At 66.2% G+C, this 20,029-nt stretch carries 20 protein-coding genes and 1 pseudogene; 4 read left to right on the forward strand and 17 right to left on the reverse strand.

Going from position 1 to position 20,029, the window contains the following annotated elements:
• Nucleotides 1-121: 121 nt before the first annotated feature.
• The 9 genes from ACQY9P_RS20075 to ACQY9P_RS20115 form a co-directional block, all read right to left on the reverse strand.
• The gene (locus ACQY9P_RS20075; RefSeq protein ID WP_421737476.1) at nt 122-1,711 is read right to left on the reverse strand and encodes an alkaline phosphatase D family protein; all 1,590 of its coding nucleotides are present in this window, start codon (nt 1,709-1,711) and stop codon (nt 122-124) included.
• A gap of 49 nt (nt 1,712-1,760) precedes the next feature.
• Nucleotides 1,761-2,492, reverse strand: a complete 732-nt coding sequence (gene recO / locus ACQY9P_RS20080; protein ID WP_421737475.1) for a DNA repair protein RecO — start codon at nt 2,490-2,492, stop codon at nt 1,761-1,763.
• Nucleotides 2,493-3,353, reverse strand: a complete 861-nt coding sequence (locus ACQY9P_RS20085) for an arylamine N-acetyltransferase family protein (protein ID WP_421738288.1) — start codon at nt 3,351-3,353, stop codon at nt 2,493-2,495.
• 108 nt (nt 3,354-3,461) lie between these two features.
• Nucleotides 3,462-4,427: a GTPase Era gene (era, locus tag ACQY9P_RS20090; RefSeq protein WP_421737474.1), complete on the reverse strand. Its 966-nt coding sequence runs from the start codon at nt 4,425-4,427 to the stop codon at nt 3,462-3,464.
• A 123-nt stretch (nt 4,428-4,550) separates the two neighbouring features.
• Nucleotides 4,551-4,880: a hypothetical protein gene (locus ACQY9P_RS20095; RefSeq protein WP_421737473.1), complete on the reverse strand. Its 330-nt coding sequence runs from the start codon at nt 4,878-4,880 to the stop codon at nt 4,551-4,553.
• Between the two features lie 1,058 nt (nt 4,881-5,938).
• Nucleotides 5,939-6,634, reverse strand: a complete 696-nt coding sequence (gene rnc / locus ACQY9P_RS20100; protein WP_421737472.1) for a ribonuclease III — start codon at nt 6,632-6,634, stop codon at nt 5,939-5,941.
• A 9-nt stretch (nt 6,635-6,643) separates the two neighbouring features.
• On the reverse strand, nt 6,644-7,498 hold the full coding sequence (lepB, locus tag ACQY9P_RS20105) for a signal peptidase I (protein WP_421737471.1): 855 nt from the start codon (nt 7,496-7,498) through the stop codon (nt 6,644-6,646).
• Nucleotides 7,499-7,640: 142 nt separating this feature from the next.
• Nucleotides 7,641-8,039, reverse strand: coding sequence for a holo-ACP synthase (gene acpS, locus ACQY9P_RS20110; protein WP_421737470.1), 399 nt, complete (start codon nt 8,037-8,039; stop codon nt 7,641-7,643).
• Nucleotides 8,036-8,794, reverse strand: a complete 759-nt coding sequence (locus ACQY9P_RS20115; RefSeq protein ID WP_421737469.1) for a pyridoxine 5'-phosphate synthase — start codon at nt 8,792-8,794, stop codon at nt 8,036-8,038. The genes acpS and ACQY9P_RS20115 overlap by 4 nt, the downstream gene beginning before the upstream one ends.
• 202 nt (nt 8,795-8,996) lie before the next feature.
• On the opposite strand from ACQY9P_RS20115, the gene ACQY9P_RS20120 reads away from it, so the two are divergent.
• Nucleotides 8,997-10,619 (forward strand): amidohydrolase, encoded by a 1,623-nt coding sequence (locus ACQY9P_RS20120; RefSeq protein ID WP_421737468.1) that lies wholly within the window; start codon nt 8,997-8,999, stop codon nt 10,617-10,619.
• On the opposite strand, the gene pyrE is transcribed toward ACQY9P_RS20120, so the two are convergent.
• Nucleotides 10,620-11,207 (reverse strand): orotate phosphoribosyltransferase, encoded by a 588-nt coding sequence (gene pyrE, locus ACQY9P_RS20125; RefSeq protein WP_421737467.1) that lies wholly within the window; start codon nt 11,205-11,207, stop codon nt 10,620-10,622.
• 87 nt (nt 11,208-11,294) lie between these two features.
• Between pyrE and ACQY9P_RS20130 the strand changes: the two genes are divergently transcribed.
• On the forward strand, nt 11,295-11,696 hold the full coding sequence (locus tag ACQY9P_RS20130; protein ID WP_421737466.1) for an NUDIX domain-containing protein: 402 nt from the start codon (nt 11,295-11,297) through the stop codon (nt 11,694-11,696).
• Here ACQY9P_RS20130 and ACQY9P_RS20135 read toward each other — a convergent pair.
• The 3 genes from ACQY9P_RS20135 to folK all read right to left on the reverse strand — a co-directional run bounded on the left by ACQY9P_RS20135 (nt 11,693) and on the right by folK (nt 14,996).
• Nucleotides 11,693-13,912 (reverse strand): RelA/SpoT family protein, encoded by a 2,220-nt coding sequence (locus ACQY9P_RS20135; RefSeq protein ID WP_421737465.1) that lies wholly within the window; start codon nt 13,910-13,912, stop codon nt 11,693-11,695. The genes ACQY9P_RS20130 and ACQY9P_RS20135 overlap by 4 nt on opposite strands.
• A gap of 110 nt (nt 13,913-14,022) precedes the next feature.
• Entirely contained in the window at nt 14,023-14,382 is a 360-nt protein-coding gene (gene rpoZ / locus ACQY9P_RS20140; protein ID WP_035049486.1) for a DNA-directed RNA polymerase subunit omega, read from the reverse strand.
• 113 nt (nt 14,383-14,495) lie between these two features.
• Nucleotides 14,496-14,996 carry a 2-amino-4-hydroxy-6-hydroxymethyldihydropteridine diphosphokinase gene (gene folK / locus ACQY9P_RS20145; protein ID WP_421737464.1) on the reverse strand — a complete coding sequence of 167 codons (501 nt, stop codon included), beginning with the start codon at nt 14,994-14,996 and terminating at the stop codon, nt 14,496-14,498.
• 39 nt (nt 14,997-15,035) lie between these two features.
• On the opposite strand from folK, the gene ACQY9P_RS20150 reads away from it, so the two are divergent.
• Nucleotides 15,036-15,635, forward strand: coding sequence for an NYN domain-containing protein (locus tag ACQY9P_RS20150; protein WP_421737463.1), 600 nt, complete (start codon nt 15,036-15,038; stop codon nt 15,633-15,635).
• On the forward strand, nt 15,625-16,305 hold the full coding sequence (locus ACQY9P_RS20155; protein WP_421737462.1) for a uracil-DNA glycosylase: 681 nt from the start codon (nt 15,625-15,627) through the stop codon (nt 16,303-16,305). The genes ACQY9P_RS20150 and ACQY9P_RS20155 overlap by 11 nt, the downstream gene beginning before the upstream one ends.
• Here the strand turns inward: ACQY9P_RS20155 and ACQY9P_RS20160 are convergent.
• The 4 genes and pseudogenes from ACQY9P_RS20160 to ACQY9P_RS20175 all read right to left on the reverse strand — a co-directional run bounded on the left by ACQY9P_RS20160 (nt 16,302) and on the right by ACQY9P_RS20175 (nt 20,019).
• Nucleotides 16,302-16,949: a hypothetical protein gene (locus ACQY9P_RS20160; protein WP_421737461.1), complete on the reverse strand. Its 648-nt coding sequence runs from the start codon at nt 16,947-16,949 to the stop codon at nt 16,302-16,304. The two genes, ACQY9P_RS20155 and ACQY9P_RS20160, sit on opposite strands and share 4 nt — an antisense overlap.
• A gap of 86 nt (nt 16,950-17,035) precedes the next feature.
• Entirely contained in the window at nt 17,036-17,821 is a 786-nt protein-coding gene (locus ACQY9P_RS20165; RefSeq protein ID WP_421738287.1) for an alpha/beta hydrolase, read from the reverse strand.
• Nucleotides 17,822-17,871: 50 nt separating this feature from the next.
• A pseudogene (locus ACQY9P_RS20170) lies at nt 17,872-18,987 on the reverse strand (Gfo/Idh/MocA family protein); the annotation flags it as partial.
• 6 nt (nt 18,988-18,993) lie between these two features.
• Nucleotides 18,994-20,019 (reverse strand): SMP-30/gluconolactonase/LRE family protein, encoded by a 1,026-nt coding sequence (locus tag ACQY9P_RS20175; protein WP_421737460.1) that lies wholly within the window; start codon nt 20,017-20,019, stop codon nt 18,994-18,996.
• Nucleotides 20,020-20,029: the final 10 nt, after the last annotated feature.

Consider the following 20,029-nt stretch of genomic DNA (forward strand, 5'->3'; position numbering starts at 1 on the left):
GCCCAGATTCAGCCTGAGCGTTTGGGGATAACGCGCCTCCTGTCCCAGACGAACAGTTCGCGCCCTGGGTTCGATCTGGGGCCCGGCTTTCGCCGGGGAGATCGGGATTGGGGGCGATGGCCTAGACGGTCGCCAGGCGCGGATTTCCGGCTTCGACCGCCAGCTTCGCCCGCGTGGTCAGCTTGCCGTCGCGCCGGGTGACGGCGTCCAGCACCTTGAACTCCGTCGTCCAACGCTCCGGCGTCACGTCGCAGATGGCGTAGCCGCGCTGGTTGTTGTTGAACTTCAGCTGCGGATTGACCGCCTGGATCTTCGCCATGTCCTCGCGCTGGTCGGCGCCGTCGCCGCCGGAGGTGATCGACGTGACGACAAATTCCGTGCCGATCGGCGCGCCCTCGGGATGCGCTCCGTCCAGGTACAGCTCGCCGGCATAGTTCTGATGCTCGTCGCCGGTCAGCACGATCGGATTGACGATCTTGCGGTCGCGGATCTGTTTCAGCAGCCGGTTGCGCGGCGAACGATAGCCCGCCCAGGAGTCCGGATTGGCGATGACGCCCGGGCCGGGATCGCGATCCAGATCCATCATCATCACCTGCTGGGCCAGCACGTTCCAGCGCGCTTTCGACGCCGACAGGCCATCCAGCAGCCACTTCTCCTGCTTCAGACCCAGCACCTCGGCCTTGAGGTTTTCCAGCTCGCCGCAGGCGCCGAACTTGTCACCGCAGGGCTGGTCGCTGCGAAACTGGCGGGTGTCGAGCAGATTCAGGTCCATCAGACCGCCGAAGCTGGCGCGGCGGTACAGCTGGATCGTGGTTCCAACCGGAAAGCTGCTGGGGCGAAGCGGCATGTTCTCGAAATAGGCCTGGACCGCCGCCTGTCTGCGCAGGTTGAAGATCTTGGGATCGACGCCGTCCTGGTCCATGTCGCTGACCCAGTTGTTGTCGGTTTCATGGTCGTCCCAGACCACGAACCACGGCGCGGCGGCGTGGGCGGCCTGCAGGTCGGTGTCCATCTTGTAGAGGGCGTAGCGGCGGCGATAGTCGTCGAGGCTGTAGATCTCGCCGCCGAAATGCTGGCGCACGTTCTCGACCGGCCCGTTGGGCCCGTTCGACAGGCGGTTGCCGCGCCCCTCATAGATGTAGTCGCCGTAGCAGAACACGAAGTCGGGGCGGTCCTCGGCCAGCCGCCGATGGGCGGTGTAGTAGCCGTTCTCATAGTGCTGGCAGCCGGCGACGGCGAAGCGGACGCGATCCACGGTCGAGCCCGGGGCCGGGGTCGTGCGGGCCCGGCCCGTCAGGCTGCGCTCCTTGCCGGCCACGAAGCGGTACCAGTAGTCGCGACCCGCCTCCAGGCCGCCGACTTCGACGTGGACGGCGTGGGCCAGTTCGGGCATGGCCACCGCGACGCCCTTGGCGACCACGGTCCTGAAGCCAGCATCGGCGGCCACTTCCCACGACACTTCGACGGGCTGGCTGGGCATGCCGTGGCCGATCTCCATCGGCTCCGGCGCCAGGCGCGTCCAGATCACGAAACCATCCGGCTGCGGATCGCCCGAGGCGACGCCCAGCTGGAACGGATAGATCGAGAACACCGGTTGGGCCAGGGCCTGGCCGCTGAACAGCGGGATCGACAGGGCGGTGGCGGCGACGCCGCCAAAAGCGGCCAGGGCGCGTCGGCGCGACAGGGCGTAGCGATCGAGCAGGATGGACATCGGCGACTCCTTGAACGGGTCTGCCGATATCGCGCCTTTGTGACGGTTCTTAAAGCCGCCCCGCCTCGCTCAGGCGATCCAGCAGCCAGGTCCGCGTCGGCGGCAGCGGGCGGTTCAGCGGACCGAACACGAACTGCTCCAGAAAGTGGCCGGTGATATCCAGCCCCGCCTTCACGTCGCCCTCCGCCAGACCACCCTGGGCCGACAGCAGAAACGGTGGCAGCGGCAACAGCTTGTCCCTGTAGGGCTCGCCCGCCGCGCGGCTGACGGCGCGGCCGGTGCGGGGGCTGACATAGATCAGGTCGTCGAAGCTGCCGGTGGCCGCGCACTTGGACAGGTCCAGGCCAAAACCCAGCTCCTGCAGCAGCCCGGCCTCATAGCGCACATAGACCGCCGGCCAGATGTCGGGGATCTGCAGCACGCCGATCAGGGCCTCCAGCGCGTGGAAAGCGCCGGGATGGGCCTCGCGCTCGGGCAGGGCGCCGGCCGCCAGCGAGGCCGCCGACGACAGGCCGGCCAGGGCCAGCGGATCGTCGAACAGCGACGCCACCCCCTCGCCCATCGGCTCCAGCGTGGCCGCGCCCAGCTGGTCCGACATCCGGGCGCGGTAGCGCGCGATCACCCGCGAGCCCGGCTGCAGGAATGGCTTCATCCGCCGCGAGGCCGCGCCCGAGACGTGGGCCGCGAACTTGCCGCGCTCCAGCGTCAGCAGCTCGACGATCGCGCCGGTCTCGCCATGGATGCGAGCCGAAAGGACAAGGGCCTCGTCCTCCCATTCCATCTAGGTGGGTGTTCCCCAGCCGACGACCTTTTCCAGCACCGGGCGCCAGTCGGCCTCGACCGGCAGGCCGATGATGTCGCGCAAGGTGACTTCCAGCTCGTCGACCGACAGGTCGCGCTGCTCGACCAGGGCGCCGGTCTGATCACGGTGGGTCAGGCGGTTGTTCTTCAGGGCGTAGCGCGCGGTCGGCGTCGTGCGCCCCACCGTCATGCTCCAGGTGAAGTGCGACGAGGGATGGGTGTAGGTGAAGTAGTTGACCTGCTCGTAGTCGACATCGGCCCAGGCGCCCTGGGCCACCTGATAGAGCGGCGACCACTTGCCCGACAGATTGGCCTGAACCTGCCGCTCGGCCACGCCGCCGTGGCCGGCGTCGACGATGCGCAACTGGCCGTTGGGGCTGTCCTGGATCTCGTCGGAAAACAGGCGCAGCGGCGCGGTCAGCACGCAGCCGCCAAAGCCGGCGTCGGCCAGCCAAGTCTCGCCGTCGATCTCCACGCCCAGCACCATGTGCGAGCGCGGCCGGGGCGGCGCACCGACCGGCGCCATCCACAGCACCCGGGCCATCAGCCCCTCGACCCTGAAGCCGACGCCGCTCAGCACCCGCTTGAGCAGGCCGTTCTGTTCGTAGCAATAGCCGCCCCGCCCTGCCCCGATCAGCTTGGCGTCGATGGCCGCCGGATCGATCGAAACGCCTCGTCCCAGCAGCACGTCCAGGTTCTCGAACGGTATGGCGTCAGGGTGCTTCTGGGTGATGGCCCGCAGCACGGCCAGGGTCGGCTCACGCGGGCCGTCATAGCCGATCCGCGCGAAATAGGCGTCGAGGTCGACGGCCGGAACGGTCGATGAAAAGGCGGTGTCGATCTTGCTCACTGGGCTCGATATTCCCGGTATGTTCTCATCCGTAGGGACAGCCTGTCGGGGCTGAAGTCAAGGGCCGCGCCGCGAGAACGGCGGCGCGGCCTTGGGTCATCAGGCGTCGAAGTCCAGACCCATGTCGTTGAACAGGCCGCGCTCCTCGGCCCAGTTTTCCTTGACCTTCACGTGCAGGAACAGGTGCACCTTGCGGTCGAGGATCTCGCACAACTCCTCGCGCGAGGCCTGGCCGATCCATTTCAGGGTCTGGCCGCCTTTGCCCAGCACGATGGCGCGCTGGCCGTCGCGTTCGACATAGATGGTCTGCTCGATGCGGGCGCTGCCGTCGGCGCGTTCCTCGAAGGCGGTCGTTTCGACCGAAGCCGCGTAGGGCAGCTCCTCGTGGACGCGCAGATAGATCTTCTCGCGGGTGATCTCGGCGGCCAGCAGGCGGGCCGGCAGGTCGGCGGTCTGGTCTTCCGGATACAGCCAGGGGCTTTCCGGCATCATGCCGGCCAGGCGTTCCAGAAGGTCGTCGACGCCCGCGCCGGTGGCGGCGCTGATCATGAAGACTTCCGAATAGACGCCGGTGTCGAACAGTTCCTTGGTCACGGCCAGCAGGGTGTCGCGCTTGACGCCGTCGATCTTGTTCAGCGCCAGGATCACCTGGCGGTTGGCGGTCTTCAGGCCCTCGATGATGGTCTGGACGTCCTGCACCGAGCGGTGCTCGGCCGGCGTGGCCTTGTTGACGTTCGAGGCCAGCTCGGCCTGGACGTCGACCAGGTGCACGGTGACCTCGGCCTCTTCCGAGCCGCTCCAGGCCGAACGGACCATGGCGCGGTCCAGGCGGCGGCGAGGGCTGAAGATGCCGGGGGTATCGACCAGGATGATCTGGGCCGCGCCATGCATGGCCACGCCGCGCACGGGAAAGCGCGTGGTCTGGACCTTCTGGGTGACGATCGAGACCTTTGCCCCGACCATGCGGTTGACCAGGGTGGACTTGCCCGCATTGGGCGCGCCGATGATGGCGGCGAAGCCGGCCCGCGTAGGCAGGGCGGTGTTCTGTGAGGTGTTTTCAGTCATTGCGCGTGCGTGTAGCACAGCGGGGCCGGAATTCCTCCCCCTGATGGGGATCCGGGGCCGAGGACGGTGGTTCGAGGTCCTGAGCGGAGGTTGCGAGGGTCTGTTTTGGGTGGCTAGTAGACCTCAGATGCCCGGGCTGGATTGGGGCTGAATGTAGCCGCCATTCTCCAGCCGAGTTAGAAACGTGGCTGTCCACTCATTGTCGGTGTCGGTCAACGCGGTCCAAATTGGCCAACTCGGCGCAGCTTCAATCCTGTGAAGAATTGTCCAATTCAGCCCAAAGGCAGTGTCGCCTGATGGCGGCAAAAGCGACAACAGCGCTCTGACATCGTCTTCAGAGAGTGGTTGAACGAGCTGATCGAGAAGATTTGTCGCCTCTTTGAGAGGACTCTCGTCCAAGCTGTCATCGAGCGTTGGTGCGACGGCCACGAGCTGTCTAACCGCATCCTGCATCGCAACCCCTCGCACGCTTCTTCCTTGAACTTAGTCCGCGAGTGATTACCCGCAAGCGGACTTTCCCAACTTCCCAATTGGGTCGAGAGCAGTCCTTGACATCAATACCGAAAGCCGACGCCCCCAAGCCGCGCCAAGCCTTACATCTCTTGGAGGCTGCAACCTCCACAGTCCGGCGATCGTCTTGCCGTGAGATTTAGGAATGGCTCTCTTCGGCGCGAAGGGGGCAAGGCGCGCGCTACCAAGTCCTCCCCCTGAAGGGGGAGGCGGCCGGAGGCCGGTGGGGGAAGACCGCAAGGAGTCAGCAGCACTTCCCCCTCCGTCGGCCCGAAGGGGCCGACCCCTCCCCCTTCAGGGGCAGGACTAGTGGGGATACGCCGCGCTCTATCCCCGTCGTTTCCAGAACAAACCCAAGCCTGATCAACGGCTTGTAAAATAGTTGATCGCGCCAATCCTCCGCGTTCAAACCGCCCGCATAATCAATCTCACCTGACAGCACGGGAAGGGCGTCCGGCCGGCGACCAGAGGCGGCTGTCAGGGGTGATCGAGCGGGGCCACCGGAGTCGCGTGAGCGGGACCGGGCTGGGCTTAAACGAGGACAGGTGACGTAAACCTGTCCATCGGGGAACTCTCGTCGGAGGTCCCCGCCCGTCCGAAGGTACGTTCCGGGTCCTCCGGAATCGGCGAGGCTGCGGCCCAAGGCTGGGTCCGTCGCGAGGAGGAGCGCCCGGATGGGGGTGAAGGGTTGAACCAGACCCGCGCGCCCCGGCCAGAGGGATAACGATCACGCGGAGCGTCTGTCTTCGTCGAAACGGTACTTAGAACTCACACATTCCGGGCGAGGCCCGGACGCTCCGCGACCCTTCCCATCAACTCGGCGGTTTCCGCGCGAGGCTGCGAAGCCGTGTCCGCGCCAAGATCCTCTCCCCGTGGGAGAGGGGTCGCCCAAAGGGCGACGGTGAGGGGGCGCCATGAACAGAAGGGACTTCCCCCTCCGGCCCTTCGGGCCACCTCCCCCACTGGGGGGAGGATCTGCAAAGGCCCGCCGGGGGCTGCCCCTACTCCGCGCCTTCCCGATCCAGCAACGCCCTGGCGGCGGCTTTCTCGGCGTCCTGGCGCGAGCGGCCGGTGGCGAAGACCGGATCGATGCCGGCGACCACGACCTGGACGGTGAACACCGGCGCGTGGTCTGGGCCCGTGCGGTCCTTGACGGCATAGGTCGGCAACGGCTTGCCCTTGCCCTGCGCCCATTCCTGCAGGGCGGTCTTGGGATCGCGCGGCTTGCCGGCGGCGGCGCGGTCGAACTCCGCCGACCACAGATCGAGGAACACCCGGCGCGCCGTCTCCAGCCCGCCGTCGCGATACAGGGCCGCCATCAGGGCCTCGCAGCCGCCGGCCAGGATCGAATCGGTCTCGCGACCGCCGATCTTGCTGGACGAGGCCGACAGGCGCAGGGCCGGGCCCAGCTCGGCGGCGCGGGCCACGCGGGCGCAGGTCTCGCGGCTGACCAGGGCGTTGAGGCGCGGCGCCAGCTCGCCTTCCTTGGCCTGCGGGAACCGCTCGGCCAGGGCCTCGGCGGCCAGCAGGCCCAGCACGCGGTCGCCGATGAACTCCAGCACCTCGTTGTCGGCGGTCTTCTTGGCCCCGTCCCCGACGCTGGCGTGCGTCAGGGCCTGTTCGAGCAGATGGCGATCCGAAAACGTATGACCGATCCGGCGCTCCAGGTCGCCGACGGCGACGACCCGTCTATCCATTGTTCAGGTTCACTTCAGGACGCGGAAGAAGCGGCTGGGACGCGCATCCAGCACCCAGGTCCAGGGCTTGAACAGAGCCGCGTTGCGGTTCCACGACAGCAGGATGATCTGGGCCTTGCCGACCAGGTTCTCGGCCGGAACGAAGCCGACCCCGACCTCGTCGCCGATATACTGGTCCAGCTCATAGTCCCACTTGCAGACGCCCGAGCCGGTCTTGAACGGCGAGGTGCCCGGATCAAAACGGCTATCGGCCGAGTTGTCGCGATTGTCGCCCATGAAGAAATAGCAGCCGGCCGGAACGGTATAGACGCCGGTGCTGTCGCCGCGGCTGTCGGGACCATAGTCCTGGGTGATGTACTTGCGCCCTTCCGGATTGGTTTCCTGGAAGCGCTGCACCTGCTGGGTGAAGCCATAGCCCATGTCGACCAGGGCCGGCGGACGGACCTCCTGGGTCAGGGGCTTGCCATTGATATTGACGACGCCGCCGCGCACCTGGACCTTGTCGCCCGGCATGCCGATCAGGCGCTTGATGTAATCGGTGCGGCCGTCGCGCGGCAGCTTGAAGACGATGATGTCGCCGCGCTTGGGGGCGTGGCCCAGGATCCGGCCGTTGAACAGCGGCGGGCTGAACGGGATCGAGTGCTTGCTCCAGCCATAGCTGAACTTGCTGACGATGATGTAGTCGCCTTCCAGCAGGTTCGGCTCCATCGAGCCCGACGGGATCGTGAAGGGCTGGAACAGCAGGACCCGCAGCACAAGGGCGATGGCCAGGGCGTAGGCCACCGTCTTGATGATCTCGATGAATTCCCGGACGGCGCCGCCCTTGTCTTCTTCGGGCGGCGAGGTGTCGGCGGCGTCGGTCATGCGGGCGCGGAGCTCTCAGGCAATGGGGTTCCGGCGAACCGGACAGGCTTAGCTAGACGGGCTTGGCGACAGGGGCAAGCGCCCGGCGATTACATCGGCTTCATGGCGCGGGTTGGGCGAAGACCGCCCGGCCCGGAAACGCCTATTCCGGAAGAGCCTCGATGATCACGAAGGCCTGGGCGTAGGGATGATCGTCGGTCAGCGACAGGTGGATCACCGGCGTCATGCCCTCCGGGACCATGGAGGCCAACCGCTCGGCCGCGCCGCCGGTCAGGGCCAGGGTCGGCTTGCCCGACGGCAGGTTGACCACGCCCATGCCGGCCAGATGCACGCCGCGCTTCAGGCCCGTGCCCAGGGCCTTGGCGCAGGCCTCCTTGGCGGCGAAGCGCTTGGCGTAGCTGCTGGCGCGATCAGGCTTACGCTCCGACCGCGCCCGCTCGATCTCGGTGAACACCTTGTGCGTGAACCGCTCGCCAAAGCGCTCCAGCGACTTCTCGATCCGGCGAATGTCGCACAGGTCCGAGCCGATGCCGATGATCACGCTGCGACGTCCAGTCTGGCCGCGTCCATCAGGGCCCGCATCCGATGAATCGCCTGCGGCAGACCTACGAAAATCGCCTCGCCGATCAGGAAGTGGCCGATGTTCAGCTCGGCGATCTGCGGGATGGCCGCCACCGGCTTGACCGTGGCATAGTCGATCCCGTGGCCGGCATGGACCTCCAGCCCGAGGCTCGAGGCAAGGGCCGCGCCGTCCTGCAGGCGCTGGAGAATGGCGGTCGCCCGCTCGACCTCACCGGCCCTGGCCGCGTCGCAATAGGCGCCGGTGTGCAGCTCGATCACCTGGGCGCCGAGGCGGTGCGAGGCCTCGATCTGACCGGCCTCGGCGTCGATGAACAGCGACACTCGGCTGCCGGCCTCACGAAGCCGAGCCGTTGCGGCGGCGATGGAGTCATAGCCGCGCACGACGTCCAGGCCGCCTTCGGTGGTCACCTCCTCGCGGCGCTCGGGCACCAGGCAAGCGGCGTGGGGGCGAGCCTTCAGGGCGATGCCGACCATCTCGTCGGTGACGGCCATCTCGAAGTTCAGCGGCTTGCCGCGTTTCAGGCACAGGTCGGTCAGCAGCGCGATGTCGGCGTCGGAGATGTGCCGGCGGTCCTCGCGCAGGTGGGCCGTGATGCCGTCGGCGCCGGCCGCCAGGGCCAGCTCGGCGGCGCGCACGGGCTCGGGATAGCTAGACCCCCGGGCATTCCGGATCGTCGCCACGTGGTCGATATTGACGCCCAGGCGGACGCTCATCTGATGCTCGCTAAAAATCTTACCGCCCTCGAACGCGATCGGCGGCCGATCCCTGGCCGTCGCGAACATCCTATCGCCTTCAGACCGATGCGTGGAGACCTGAAAAGCAGCGCATGCCCCGGTTCCGATCCAGCGCGCCAAAACAGCATGGACAGCCGCCGCGCCGCCGCCGAAGGTCTCGGCTCCGAAATGGGGGAAGACCATGATCCTGAAGACCGCCCGGGCCGCGGCCCTGACCTTGCTGATGGCCACGACGGCCGGATCGGCGCTGGCGGCGCCGGCTGTTTCGGCCGGCAAGCTGAAGGCCTTGAAGGCTCAGGTCGTCGCCGGCGTGGAGGCGCGGGCCAAGCTTTCACAGGTGATGAACGACCAGATCTTCTCGTTCGGCGAGCTGGGCTTTCAGGAAGTCGAAACCTCGAAATACATCACCAGCGTGCTGGAGGAGAACGGCTTCACGATCCAGCGCGGGGTGTCGGGCATCCCCACCGCCTGGACGGCCAGCTGGACCAACGGCGCCGGCGGACCGGTCATCGCCCTGGGCAGCGACATCGACTGCATTCCCAAGGCCTCGCAGAAGCCTGGCGTGCCCTGGCATGACCCGATCATCCCCGGCGCGCCCGGCCATGGCGAAGGTCACAATTCCGGCCAGGCCCTGAACATCGTGGCGGCGCTGGCGCTCAAGGACCTGATGATCAAGGAGCACATCGCCGGCACCCTGATGCTGTGGCCCGGCGTCGCCGAGGAACTGGTGGCGGGCAAGGCCTACATGGTGCGCGACGGCGTCTTCAAGGACGTGGACGTGACGATCTTCACCCATGTGGGCTCCAACCTTCAGACCAGCTGGGGTCCTTCGAACGGCACGGGGCTGGTCTCGGTAAAGTACAGCTTCCACGGCGAATCCGCCCACTCGGCCGGCGCGCCCTGGCGCGGCCGCAGCGCCCTGGACGCCGTCGAACTGATGGACATGGGCTGGAACATGCGGCGTGAGCATCTCAAGCCCGAACAGCGCTCGCACTATGTGATCACCGACGGCGGCGACCAGCCCAACGTCGTGCCCTCGGAAGCCACCGTCTGGTACTATTTCCGCGAGCAGAGCTTCGATGCGATCAAGAAGAACTACGCGATCGGCAACAAGATCGCCCAGGCCGCCGCCGACATGACCGACACCACGGTCGATCACATGGTGGTCGGCACGGCAGCGCCCCGCTACTTCAACAAGCCGATGGCGCAGGCCGCGCAGGCCAATATCGAGGCGGTGGGCCTGCCCAAATGGACGGACGACGAACAGGCCTTCGCCAAGGCGGTGCAGACCAATGTCGGCTCGACCAAGAAGGACGGCCTGGACATCAAGCTGAAGGGCCTGACCGCGCCCGAGGCCAAGCCCGAGAGCGGCGGCTCGGACGATATCGGCGACATCTCTTGGATCATGCCGACCATCACGATCAACTATCCGTCCAACATCCCTGACCTGCCCGGCCACCACTGGGCCAACGCCATCTCGATGGCCACGCCCATCGCCCACAAGGGCGTCGCGGCGGGCTCGAAAGTGGTGGCGATGACGGCGCTGGACCTGCTGACCCAGCCAAAGCTGCTGCAAGAGTCAAAGGCCTGGTTCAGGGACGTCCAGACCAAGGACCAGAAATACGTGCCGATGCTGTCGGCGACCGACAAGCCGCAGACCCAGATCAACGCCAACATCATGGCGACCTACCGGCCGGCCATGCGCGCCTTCTATTACGACCCCGCCAAGTACGGGACCTATCTGGAGCAGTTGGGCATCGCCTGGCCGGTCAAGCAGCTGACGCCGCCTGCTGCGGCCAAGTGATTACTGAGCCTTCAGCCGGCGGCTGCCGGGATCCTCGATGGGGATCGCGGCCAGCTCCGGCGGCAGGGCGTCGGCCGGATAGGCCGGCACTTCCAGGCTGCACAGAGAGACCAGCGGCACGCCGACATCGGCCTTGCCGCCAGAGCGGTCGACGATGCAGGCGGCGGCGATGACGTCGCCGCCGGCTTCCTGGATCGCGGCGATGCATTCGCGCGACGACAGGCCGGTGGTGACGATGTCCTCGACCATCACGACCTTCTGGCCGGGTTCGAGGTGAAAGCCGCGCCGGAACTTGAAGCCGCCACCCTCGCGCTCGACATAGATCGAGGCGACGTTCAGGTGGCGGGCGGTCTCATAGCCGGGAATGATCCCGCCGACGGCCGGCGAAACCGCGACGTCGGGCTGGCCGACCGTGGCGATGATCTTCTCGGCCAGGGCCTTGCACAGGCGCTCGCAGCGCTCGGGGCGCATGAACACCAGGTTCTTCTGCAGGAAGACCGGGCTGTGCAGGCCGGAGGAGAGCACGAAGTGGCCTTCGCGCAGCGCGCCGGCGGCGCGGAATTCGTCGAGGACGTCATCATTGGTCATGGGCGGTGGATATAGCCGAGGCGAGCGAGTCTTCAAACGGGGGCGTCGCGTCTTGCGCATCGGGTCGGTTTTGGCTCTATCGCGCCCATGACCGAACCCCAACGTCCCCGCGTCGGCTGCGGCGCCGCCATCCTCGACGACCAAGGTCGCCTGCTGCTGGTCAAGCGGATCAAGGCCCCCGAGGCCGACCACTGGGGCGTTCCCGGCGGCAAGCTCGACTGGGGCGAAGCGGCGCGAACCTGCGCCGAGCGCGAGATCCAGGAGGAACTGGGCATCGCGATCGTCGGCGGCCCCGTCCTGGCGGTCACCGACATGATCGCTGACGACTATCATTGGGTGGCGATCACGTATCGAACCCAGCGGTTTGAAGGCGAGCCCGCCATTCAGGAAGCACACGCACTGGCCGACTGGGGCTGGTTCGCCCTGGACGCCCTGCCCGACCTGCTGACGGCGGCGACCCGCGACGCCGTGGCGGCCCTGAAGGCCTAGCCGCGCGTCCGGTCGACGGTCTCGACCGACGGACAGGCCCGCAAGGCCGCCGAGATATTGGTCAGGTGCTTGGCGTCGCGCACTTCGACATCGATGTCGGTGTCGAAGAAGTCGCTCTGGCGATGGTGCATGCGCAGATTGACGATATTGCCGCCGGCCTCGCCGATGATGGTGCAAACCTGCCCCAACACGCCGGGGGCATTCTGGATCGTGGCGTGCAGACGGGTCAGCGACACCGTCTCGCGCTCGGCCTCCGGCGTCCAGTTCAGGTCGCGCCAGAGATCTTCCTGGTCCTCGTAGTCGGCCAACTTGGGGCAGTCGATGGTGTGGACGTCGAGCCCTTCACCGTCTTCGCGGAGGATGCCAACGATGCGATCGCCCGGCACGGGGCTGCAGCAATGGGCGAAGTGCAGGGACACGCCCGGGGTCAGGCCGCCGCCGCGCACATAGAGCCGCGCGCCCTTGCCGCCCTCGATCTTGCGACGCGCCGAAGCGGCCGCCATCTCGGTGTCCTTCATGCCCGGGAAGGCGGTTTCCAGAACCTGGCTGGGCGAGACCCGACCTCGGCCGACCGCGTCGTACAGCGCCTCGTCACCGTCCAGCGCAAAGCGTTCGAGGATCGGACGCAGCGAAACATCCTTCAGACGCTTGCCCGCACGCTCGAAGATCTGCTCGACCGACGACCGCCCCAGGCGAAGGAACTCTTCCTTCTCGGTCTGACGGATATGACGGCGAATGGCCGAGCGGGCGCGGCCGGTCACGGTCAGCGAGCGCCAGTCCGGCGGCACCACCGGCTTGGAGCCGCGAATAACCTCGACGACGTCGCCGTTGTTCAGACCCGTGCGCAGCGGCTTCAGCTCGCCGTTGATCTTCACGCCGATACAGGTGTCGCCGACGCTGGTGTGGACAGCATAGGCGAAGTCGAGCGGCATGGCCCCGCGCGGCAGGCTGACCAGCTTGCCCTTGGGCGTGAACACGAAGACCTGGTCGAGGAACATCTCGAGCTTGGCGTGTTCGACCAGTTCCTCGGCGTCGCCGCCGTGTTCCAGCACCTGCACCAGCTGACGCAGATTGGCCAACGGGTCGCGGCCGCCTGCGGCTTCCATGCCCTCAAGGTCGAGGCCATACGAGGCGTCCTTGTAGCGGAAGTGGGCGGCCACGCCCTCTTCGTTCACCCGGTCCATCGACTCGGTGCGGATCTGCATCTCGATGCGCATGCCGCGCGGCCCGACCACCGTCGTATGCAGCGATCGGTAATTGTTCCGCTTGGGCGTCGAGATGAAGTCCTTGAAGCGGTCGGGCACACTGGACCAGGCGCGGTGGACGACACCCAGGGCCCTGTAGCAATCCTCCTCGCTGTCGACGATCACGCGGAAGGCGTAGATGTCGGACATCTGCGAGAAGCCAATCGATTTGCGCTGCAGCTTGCGCCAGATCGAATAGGGCGACTTTTCCCGCCCGAAGACCCGGGCGGGCAAGCCGGCGGCGTCGAGCCGCGCGGCGATTTCCTGGCTGACCAGGGCCACCGCACCACCCTGCTCCGCCCGCAGGGTGTCGAGCCGGCGAATGATCGCGTTGCGAGCCACCGGATTGGTGTGCTCGAACGACAGCTCTTCCAGTTCGGTGCAGATCCGATGGCAGCCGATGTTGCGCGCCAGCGGCGCATAGATGTCGCGCGTCTCGCGAGCGATACGCTCGCGCTTGGCCTGCGTCTTGATGAAGTGGAGCGTCCGCATGTTGTGCAGACGGTCGGCCAGCTTGACCAGCAGAACGCGAACATCCTTGCTGATCGCCAGAATGAACTTGCGAAGGTTCTCGGCCTGGCGCGAATGCTCGGCTTGCAGTTCCAGCTTGGAAAGCTTGGTGACGCCTTCGACCAGTTCGGCGATCTCATCGCCGAACAGACCGGCGATGTCCTCGCGGGTGACCGGGGTGTCCTCGATCACGTCATGCAGCAGAGCCGTGACGATGGTCGCCGTGTCGAGCCGATACTCGGTCAGGATGCCCGCCACCTCGATCGGGTGAGCGTAGTAAGGGTCGCCGCTGGCGCGGGTCTGACTGCCGTGCATCCGCATGGCGTAGACATAGGCCCGGTTCAGCAGCGCTTCGTCGGCCGTCGGATCGTACGAGTGGACCCGCTCGATCAGTTCGTACTGGCGAAGGATTTTCTGGCGCGGCTTCGGGGCGACGGCCGGCGCGGCCTCGCTGGAGGCCATAAACGAAGACGCGCCCGGATCGACCTCGGCTTGAGGATCGACGGGCGCGCGTTCGGATGGAGCGGCGGCAGCCGCCGCTTCAAGGGTCAGAGGGTCTGTGCCGTCGGGGCTCAGTACCGCTCCTCCTGGCCGCCGTCACGGTCGCTCTGCAGGGCGCGAACCAGTTCAAGCTCGCTCATCTGCATGTGGCTCGGATCAGCCAGCAGGGCCAGGGTTTCGGCTTCTTCCTCGGCCTCGGTATGCTCATCCACGCGTTGCAGCGTGCTGATCAGCTGTTCCTTGAGGCCTTCGTGATCGACGACGTCGTCGGCGATTTCACGCAGAGCGACGACGGGGTTCTTGTCATTGTCGCGATCGACCAGCAGCGCGGCGCCGGCCGAGATGCCGCGCGCCCGGTGGGCAGACAGCAGGACGAGCGCGAAGCGGTTCGGAACCTTCTCGACGCAATCTTCGACGGTGACGCGGGCCATGAATTCCTCGGGCTAGCCGTGATGCTCTGCAAAATAAGGAGCCTGACGACGTTACGCAACGTCGCCTGGGTTGTCGCCCATCTTTCGCGAGGGGGCGCTTATGCCCGCTTCGCTCAGGGAAGTCCAGTGCGGCTGGCGTCGCGCCCGACCTGGGCAGTCCGTGCCAAGTCGCTGGCCGTCTCGCCGATCGTCGGATGACGCCAGTCCGGCGCGATCTCGGCCAGCGGCCCCATCACGAAGAGGCGCTCGTGACCGCGAGGATGGGGCAGGACAAGGCCTTCGGTCGTCACGATCCGGCCATGCGCGATCAGATCAAGATCCAGGGTCCGCGCCGCGTTCAGCTCTCCCCTCGCCCGCCCGAAACGCGCTTCGACTCCATGCAGGGCCTCGAGTGTCGCCTGCGGCGAGAGCGATGTTTCAACGATCGCGACGCCGTTCAGATAGCCGGGCCCGGAAGGATCCGGCCAGGCCGCCGAGGTCCACCAGCCCGACCGCGCGATCACGTTCAGACCGACGCCGGGCAGGGCGTCGAGCGCGCTTTCCAACAAGACCTCGCGACTCGTATAGGCTCCGGGCAGATTGCAGCCGAGCGCCACCACGACCGCCTCGTCCAAGTGATTTCGATCGACCGTATTTTTCAAGGATCTACCGCGTTGACCTTCTACCCGACCGACCGTCTGGCCCTGTTCATCGACGGGGCCAATCTCTATTCGGCCGCCAAGGCGCTGGGCTTCGACATCGACTACCGCAAGCTGCTCGACGAGTTCAAAAAGCGCGGCGTCCTGATCCGGGCCTATTATTACACCGCCATCAACGAGAATGACGACTATTCGCCGATCCGCCCCCTGGTCGACTGGCTCGACTACAATGGCTTCACCCTCGTGACCAAACCCGCCCGCGAGTTCACCGACAGTCAGGGCCGCAAGCGCTGGCGCGGCGACATGGACATCGAGATCGCCGTCGACATGCTGCAGATGGCGGAGACGGCCGACCACCTTGTGCTGTTCTCGGGCGACGGTGATTTCCGCGCGCTGGTCGAGGCCGTCCAGCGCAAGGGTCGTCGGGTGACGGTGGTTTCCACCATGAAAAGCCAGCCGCCGATGACCAGCGACGACCTGCGCCGCCAGGCCGACAACTTTGTCGACCTCAACGACCTGGGCAACATCATCGGTCGGCCGCAACGCGCGCCCGCGCCGCGCCCGGTCGCCGACGCCCGCACCCTGGCCGAGCGCGAGGCCGACGATGAATACTGAGCGGTCCAACATTGCCGGCGAGAAGGTCCCCTCCCCGGCGGAACCCTCGCGCGACTGCCCGCTCTGTCCGCGCCTTGTCGCCTATCGTCGCGAAAACCAGGAACTGTACCCGGACTGGTTCAACGGACCCGCGCCGTCATTCGGCGACAAGGATGCGCGGCTGCTGGTCGTGGGTCTGGCTCCAGGCCGCAAGGGCGCCAACCGCACGGGGCGCCCCTTCACCGGGGACTACGCCGGCACCCTGCTCTACGACACCCTGATCAAGTTCGGTTTCGCCACGGGCAAGTTCGAGGCCCGTCCAGACGACTCCCTGAAACTGATCGGCAGCGCGGTGACCAACGCCGTCCGTTGCGCCCCGCCAGGCAACAAGCCCGAGACCTCTGAAGAGAATAGCTGCCGCCCCTTCCTGACCAACCGCATCGAGGCTTTTCCGAACCTGAAGGCCATCGTCACTCTGGGTGACGTCTCGCGGCGCAATGTGCTCAAGGCCCTGGGCCTGAAGGCCTCGGCGGGCATTCCGGGCCACGGCTCGGAGTTCCAGGCCGGTCGCTACCGGGTGTTCAACAGCTATCATTGCTCGCGGCTCAACACGAACACCGGCCGCCTGACGACGCCGATGTTCGAAGACCTTTTCGCGCGGGTGAAGGCCTATATCGACGCGGCCGACTAGCGCTGTCCCTGACGTATGCTGCGGATCATCTCGACGATTTGCTGGCGCTCGGCGTCGTACTCGCGGGTCTTTGGCAGGATCGCGCTTGTGTGCTGCAGGTACTGCACATGCGTCAGCACCTTGGCATGGTCGCGGATGGCCTGGGCGCAACCGCTGAGGATGTATTGGGCAAGCGGGGCTGAGCCGTCGTTATCGTCGATCTCGGTCGCCGAGTAGGTCGTCTGCCCATGCGCGACGCGGCCATCGCTCAGGGTGGACACACAGGCTGTCTTCCTGCCCGCGCCAGCATCGATCACCGCATATCGCACCAGGGCCGGATTGGGCGGAGCGTCATTCTGGGCCGCCTTGACGAATTCCAGCGACGCCTTGTGGCCCTTCATACGAACGGCCAGAAGAACCATTCTGGCTTCGTTGTCGTCCTCGACAGCGATCGCACCCTTCCCTGTTACGGAACCCTCGCGCCGACGCTCGTCGCTCGTGAGGACATCCTGGAATGTGCCGATGACCTCAGCAGGCTTGTTGGCGAACGCCATCGGCTCGTCCGCCGGGGATTTTGGCGTCAGACCCGGCAGAGCCCACCAGGCGGCGGCGAACACGGCGGTAAACACCCCGCCCGCCAGAAAGGCGTTGCTCGCCTGCCCCATTGTGACTCGCCTCAAACTCGACCAGAACAATTCAGGGTCGAGTTCAGCTAGCCGCAAAACTTCCAATCAGAGGTTAAGGCAGCTGCCTACCGGGCCAGCCAGCCGTTGTCGGCCATCCAGTCTCTCAGCCGGTCCGGCCAGACCCTGATCGCGGCCTTGCTCGTCCGGAAACCCATGTTGAAGGCGTGACCGCCCGTCTGGAACAGGTGGAACTCAACAGGGACCTTGGCCGCGCGGAACTTCGTCAGGAGCTCCACGGGCGGCGTCGAACAACATTCATCGTCATCGGCCGCGAGGATGAAGGCTGGCGGGGATCCGGCGGGAACCTTGTCAGGCACGCCCAGCGGCCCCGGATAGATCAGCACCTGGAAGTCAGGCCGCGCACTGACGCTGTCGATCGCATCAACCTTCGGATCGTTTTCAGCGTTTCCGTAAACCTCGAGGTTGACCACTTCGCCGCCGCCGGAAAAGCCCATCAGACCGATCCGATGGGGATCGACACCGAATTGGGCGGCGTTGGCGCGGACAAAGCGCACGGCTCGGGCGGCATCCTGTCGGGCATGATCGATCGTGTAGGGTGAGCCTTCCTCTCGAAACAGCCGGTACTTCAGCACGAAGACCGCGACGCCCATCGGGTTCATCACCTTGGCCACGTCCGTGCCCTCGGGATGTATCACCAACAGCTTGTGACCACCGCCCGGGAGCACGATCAGCGCCGCGCCCGTCGCCTTGTCCTTCGGCGGCAGCCAGGCGGTGACCGAGGGATTGTTGATGCTCTTGGCCCAGTATTCCGCGGCCTGCTCTGGAATATCGCGGCGACTTTCAAAGCCGGGCGCGCCCTTGGGCCACAGAAAGACCTGCTGCTGCGCCATCGCCGCGAAGGGCGCGAGCACAAGGGCGGCGATCAAGGCGAGACAGCGGATCACAACCGCACCGTCCGACCTTCGCGCGCCGCGCGGTAGATGGCTTCGATCACCTTGAGGTCCCTCACCCCCTCCTCGCCGCCGACCAGGGGTTCGCGGTCAGTGAGGATACATTCCGACAGGTGATCCAGTTGACCGGCGAACTGGCTCTTGGCCCTGGTCGGCGCGGGCTCGCGCGGACCTGTCTGGCCGTTCAATTGCGCCCGCATCGTTTGACCGCCATAGCCCGTGGCCGGCTCGATCTCCACCCAGCCGCGGGGTCCCGAAATCCTGTAGCGATTGACGTTGACGCTGTAGGCCGAGACACAATTGGCCGTCGCGCCCGACGGAAACAGGAGTTGGAAGGTGATGACATCCTCCACCTGACGGAAACGGACATCGCTGCGATCGGTGGACTCGATCGCATTGACCGCGACAGGCTCCTCACCGGTCAGGTAGCGGGCGGCGTTGAGGCTGTAGATGCCGATATCCATCAGACTGCCCCCGCCTGACAACGCCCGCTTCAGCCGCCATTGCTCGGGATCGCCGATGGTGAAGCCATGATCGGCGACAATGGTTCGAACCGGGCCCAGGGCTCCGCTCCGCGCCAAGGCGATCGCGTCGATATTATGAGCCTGGAACCGACTGCGGTAGCCGATCATCAACTTGCGACCGGCGGCCTTGCAGGCGGCGATCATGGCCTCACCATCGGCGACCGAGGTGGCCATCGGCTTTTCACACATCACATGCTTGCCGGCCTTGGCCGCACGCTCGACAAAGCTGCGATGCAGGCTGTTGGGCGTGACGACGTAGACGATATCAACCGCCGGATTGTCGATGATCCGGTCGAACGTCTCGTAGCTGTAGAGGCTGCCCTCGGGCACGCCATATTGCGCACCGAACCGCTTGAGCTTGTCGGGCGAGCCGCTGACCAGGGCTGCGATCCTAGAATGTTCGCACTCCACGAAGCGCGGCATAATGATCTGGGTCGCATAGTAGCCTAGACCAAGGATCGCATAGCCCAGTGTGCGACCTTCGGCCTGGGCCTGGGTCAGAGCTTCCGCCGGCCCCGAGGCCACAGCGCCCAGCGCCAGACCTCCCGCGAGAAAGCTGCGCTTGCTGAAAAGATCCATGGCGCGCTCCTAGATCAGGCCGGTGGTCTTGAGGCGTAGGCGGACGAGGATGTCGTCGGAGGTCAGGAACAGGGTGTGACCATCTTCTCCGAAGGCGCAGTTGGCGACGGGGCGGCCCGTCTCGATCACGCCGATCAGTTCGCCCTCTGGCGTGATCACCAGAACGCCGCCCGGCCCCGTGGCGTAGAGACGGCCATCGGTGTCCAGACACATGCCGTCCGGCAGGCCGGGGCCGCCCGCCTTGTGCAGGGCCATGGCGTCGAAAAACACCGAGGACTTCTCGGGCAGGCCATCGGCGCCCAGGTCATAGACCATGATCACGGGACCATCCGGATCGGAGACCGAGACATACAGACGCTTCTCATCCGGCGTCAGGGCCAGCCCGTTGGGAAAGGTCAACCTGTCGTCCAGCACAGCGACCGAGCCGTCGGGTCGGCGCAGATAGACTCCGTTGAAGGCCATCTCCTTGACCGGCGAGGCGTTCAGGCCCTCCAGGCCATAGGGAGGGTCGGTGAAATAGATCGCGCCGGAGCGGGCGACCGCCAGGTCGTTAGGACTGTTGAACCTCTTGCCCTGATAGCGATCGAGCAGGATCGTCTTCTTCCGGGTCGTGAGATCGACCTTCGATATCGCCCGGTTGCCGTGGTCGCAGACCAGCAGAGCGCCTGAGGCATCCAGGGCCAGGCCATTCGACCCCGACTCGCGGAAGATCTTGGTCGGCGGGCCGTCATAACCCGACGGCTGCAGGAACACGCTCGCGCCGTCCTTCTCGGTCCAGCGATACATGATGTTGGCCGGCACGTCGGAGAAGACAAGATAGCCGCCGTCCTTCACCCAGACCGGCCCTTCGGACCAGACGAAGCCGTCGGCGATCTGCTCGATCGGCGTGTTCTCCGTCATCACGGCGTCAAGCGCGGGCGACAGGCGGCGGATCTTGCCCACGGTCGGGCGAGCGGCCTGGGCGGGCATCGAAAATCCTCCGACGATGACGGCCGCGCTGGCCCCCAGGGTGATGGAACGGCGCGTCGGGGTCATGGGGGGACTT

It is taken from the genome of Caulobacter sp., assembly GCF_965279145.1.
Taxonomy (GTDB): Bacteria; Pseudomonadota; Alphaproteobacteria; order Caulobacterales; family Caulobacteraceae; genus Caulobacter.

Bases quoted from the DNA above. Each gene is read 5' to 3' on its own strand.
- ACQY9P_RS20075 (WP_421737476.1), bottom strand. From the start codon at position 1,711: ATGTCCATCCTGCTCGATCGCTACGCCCTGTCGCGCCGACGCGCCCTG.
- recO (WP_421737475.1), bottom strand. From the start codon at position 2,492: ATGGAATGGGAGGACGAGGCCCTTGTCCTTTCGGCTCGCATCCATGGC.
- era (WP_421737474.1), bottom strand. From the start codon at position 4,427: ATGACTGAAAACACCTCACAGAACACCGCCCTGCCTACGCGGGCCGGC.
- ACQY9P_RS20095 (WP_421737473.1), bottom strand. From the start codon at position 4,880: ATGCAGGATGCGGTTAGACAGCTCGTGGCCGTCGCACCAACGCTCGAT.
- rnc (WP_421737472.1), bottom strand. From the start codon at position 6,634: ATGGATAGACGGGTCGTCGCCGTCGGCGACCTGGAGCGCCGGATCGGT.
- lepB (WP_421737471.1), bottom strand. From the start codon at position 7,498: ATGACCGACGCCGCCGACACCTCGCCGCCCGAAGAAGACAAGGGCGGC.
- ACQY9P_RS20115 (WP_421737469.1), bottom strand. From the start codon at position 8,794: ATGAGCGTCCGCCTGGGCGTCAATATCGACCACGTGGCGACGATCCGG.
- ACQY9P_RS20120 (WP_421737468.1), top strand. From the start codon at position 8,997: ATGATCCTGAAGACCGCCCGGGCCGCGGCCCTGACCTTGCTGATGGCC.
- pyrE (WP_421737467.1), bottom strand. From the start codon at position 11,207: ATGACCAATGATGACGTCCTCGACGAATTCCGCGCCGCCGGCGCGCTG.
- ACQY9P_RS20130 (WP_421737466.1), top strand. From the start codon at position 11,295: ATGACCGAACCCCAACGTCCCCGCGTCGGCTGCGGCGCCGCCATCCTC.
- ACQY9P_RS20135 (WP_421737465.1), bottom strand. From the start codon at position 13,912: ATGGCCTCCAGCGAGGCCGCGCCGGCCGTCGCCCCGAAGCCGCGCCAG.
- rpoZ (WP_035049486.1), bottom strand. From the start codon at position 14,382: ATGGCCCGCGTCACCGTCGAAGATTGCGTCGAGAAGGTTCCGAACCGC.
- ACQY9P_RS20155 (WP_421737462.1), top strand. From the start codon at position 15,625: ATGAATACTGAGCGGTCCAACATTGCCGGCGAGAAGGTCCCCTCCCCG.
- ACQY9P_RS20160 (WP_421737461.1), bottom strand. From the start codon at position 16,949: ATGGGGCAGGCGAGCAACGCCTTTCTGGCGGGCGGGGTGTTTACCGCC.
- ACQY9P_RS20165 (WP_421738287.1), bottom strand. From the start codon at position 17,821: ATGGCGCAGCAGCAGGTCTTTCTGTGGCCCAAGGGCGCGCCCGGCTTT.
- ACQY9P_RS20175 (WP_421737460.1), bottom strand. From the start codon at position 20,019: ATGACCCCGACGCGCCGTTCCATCACCCTGGGGGCCAGCGCGGCCGTC.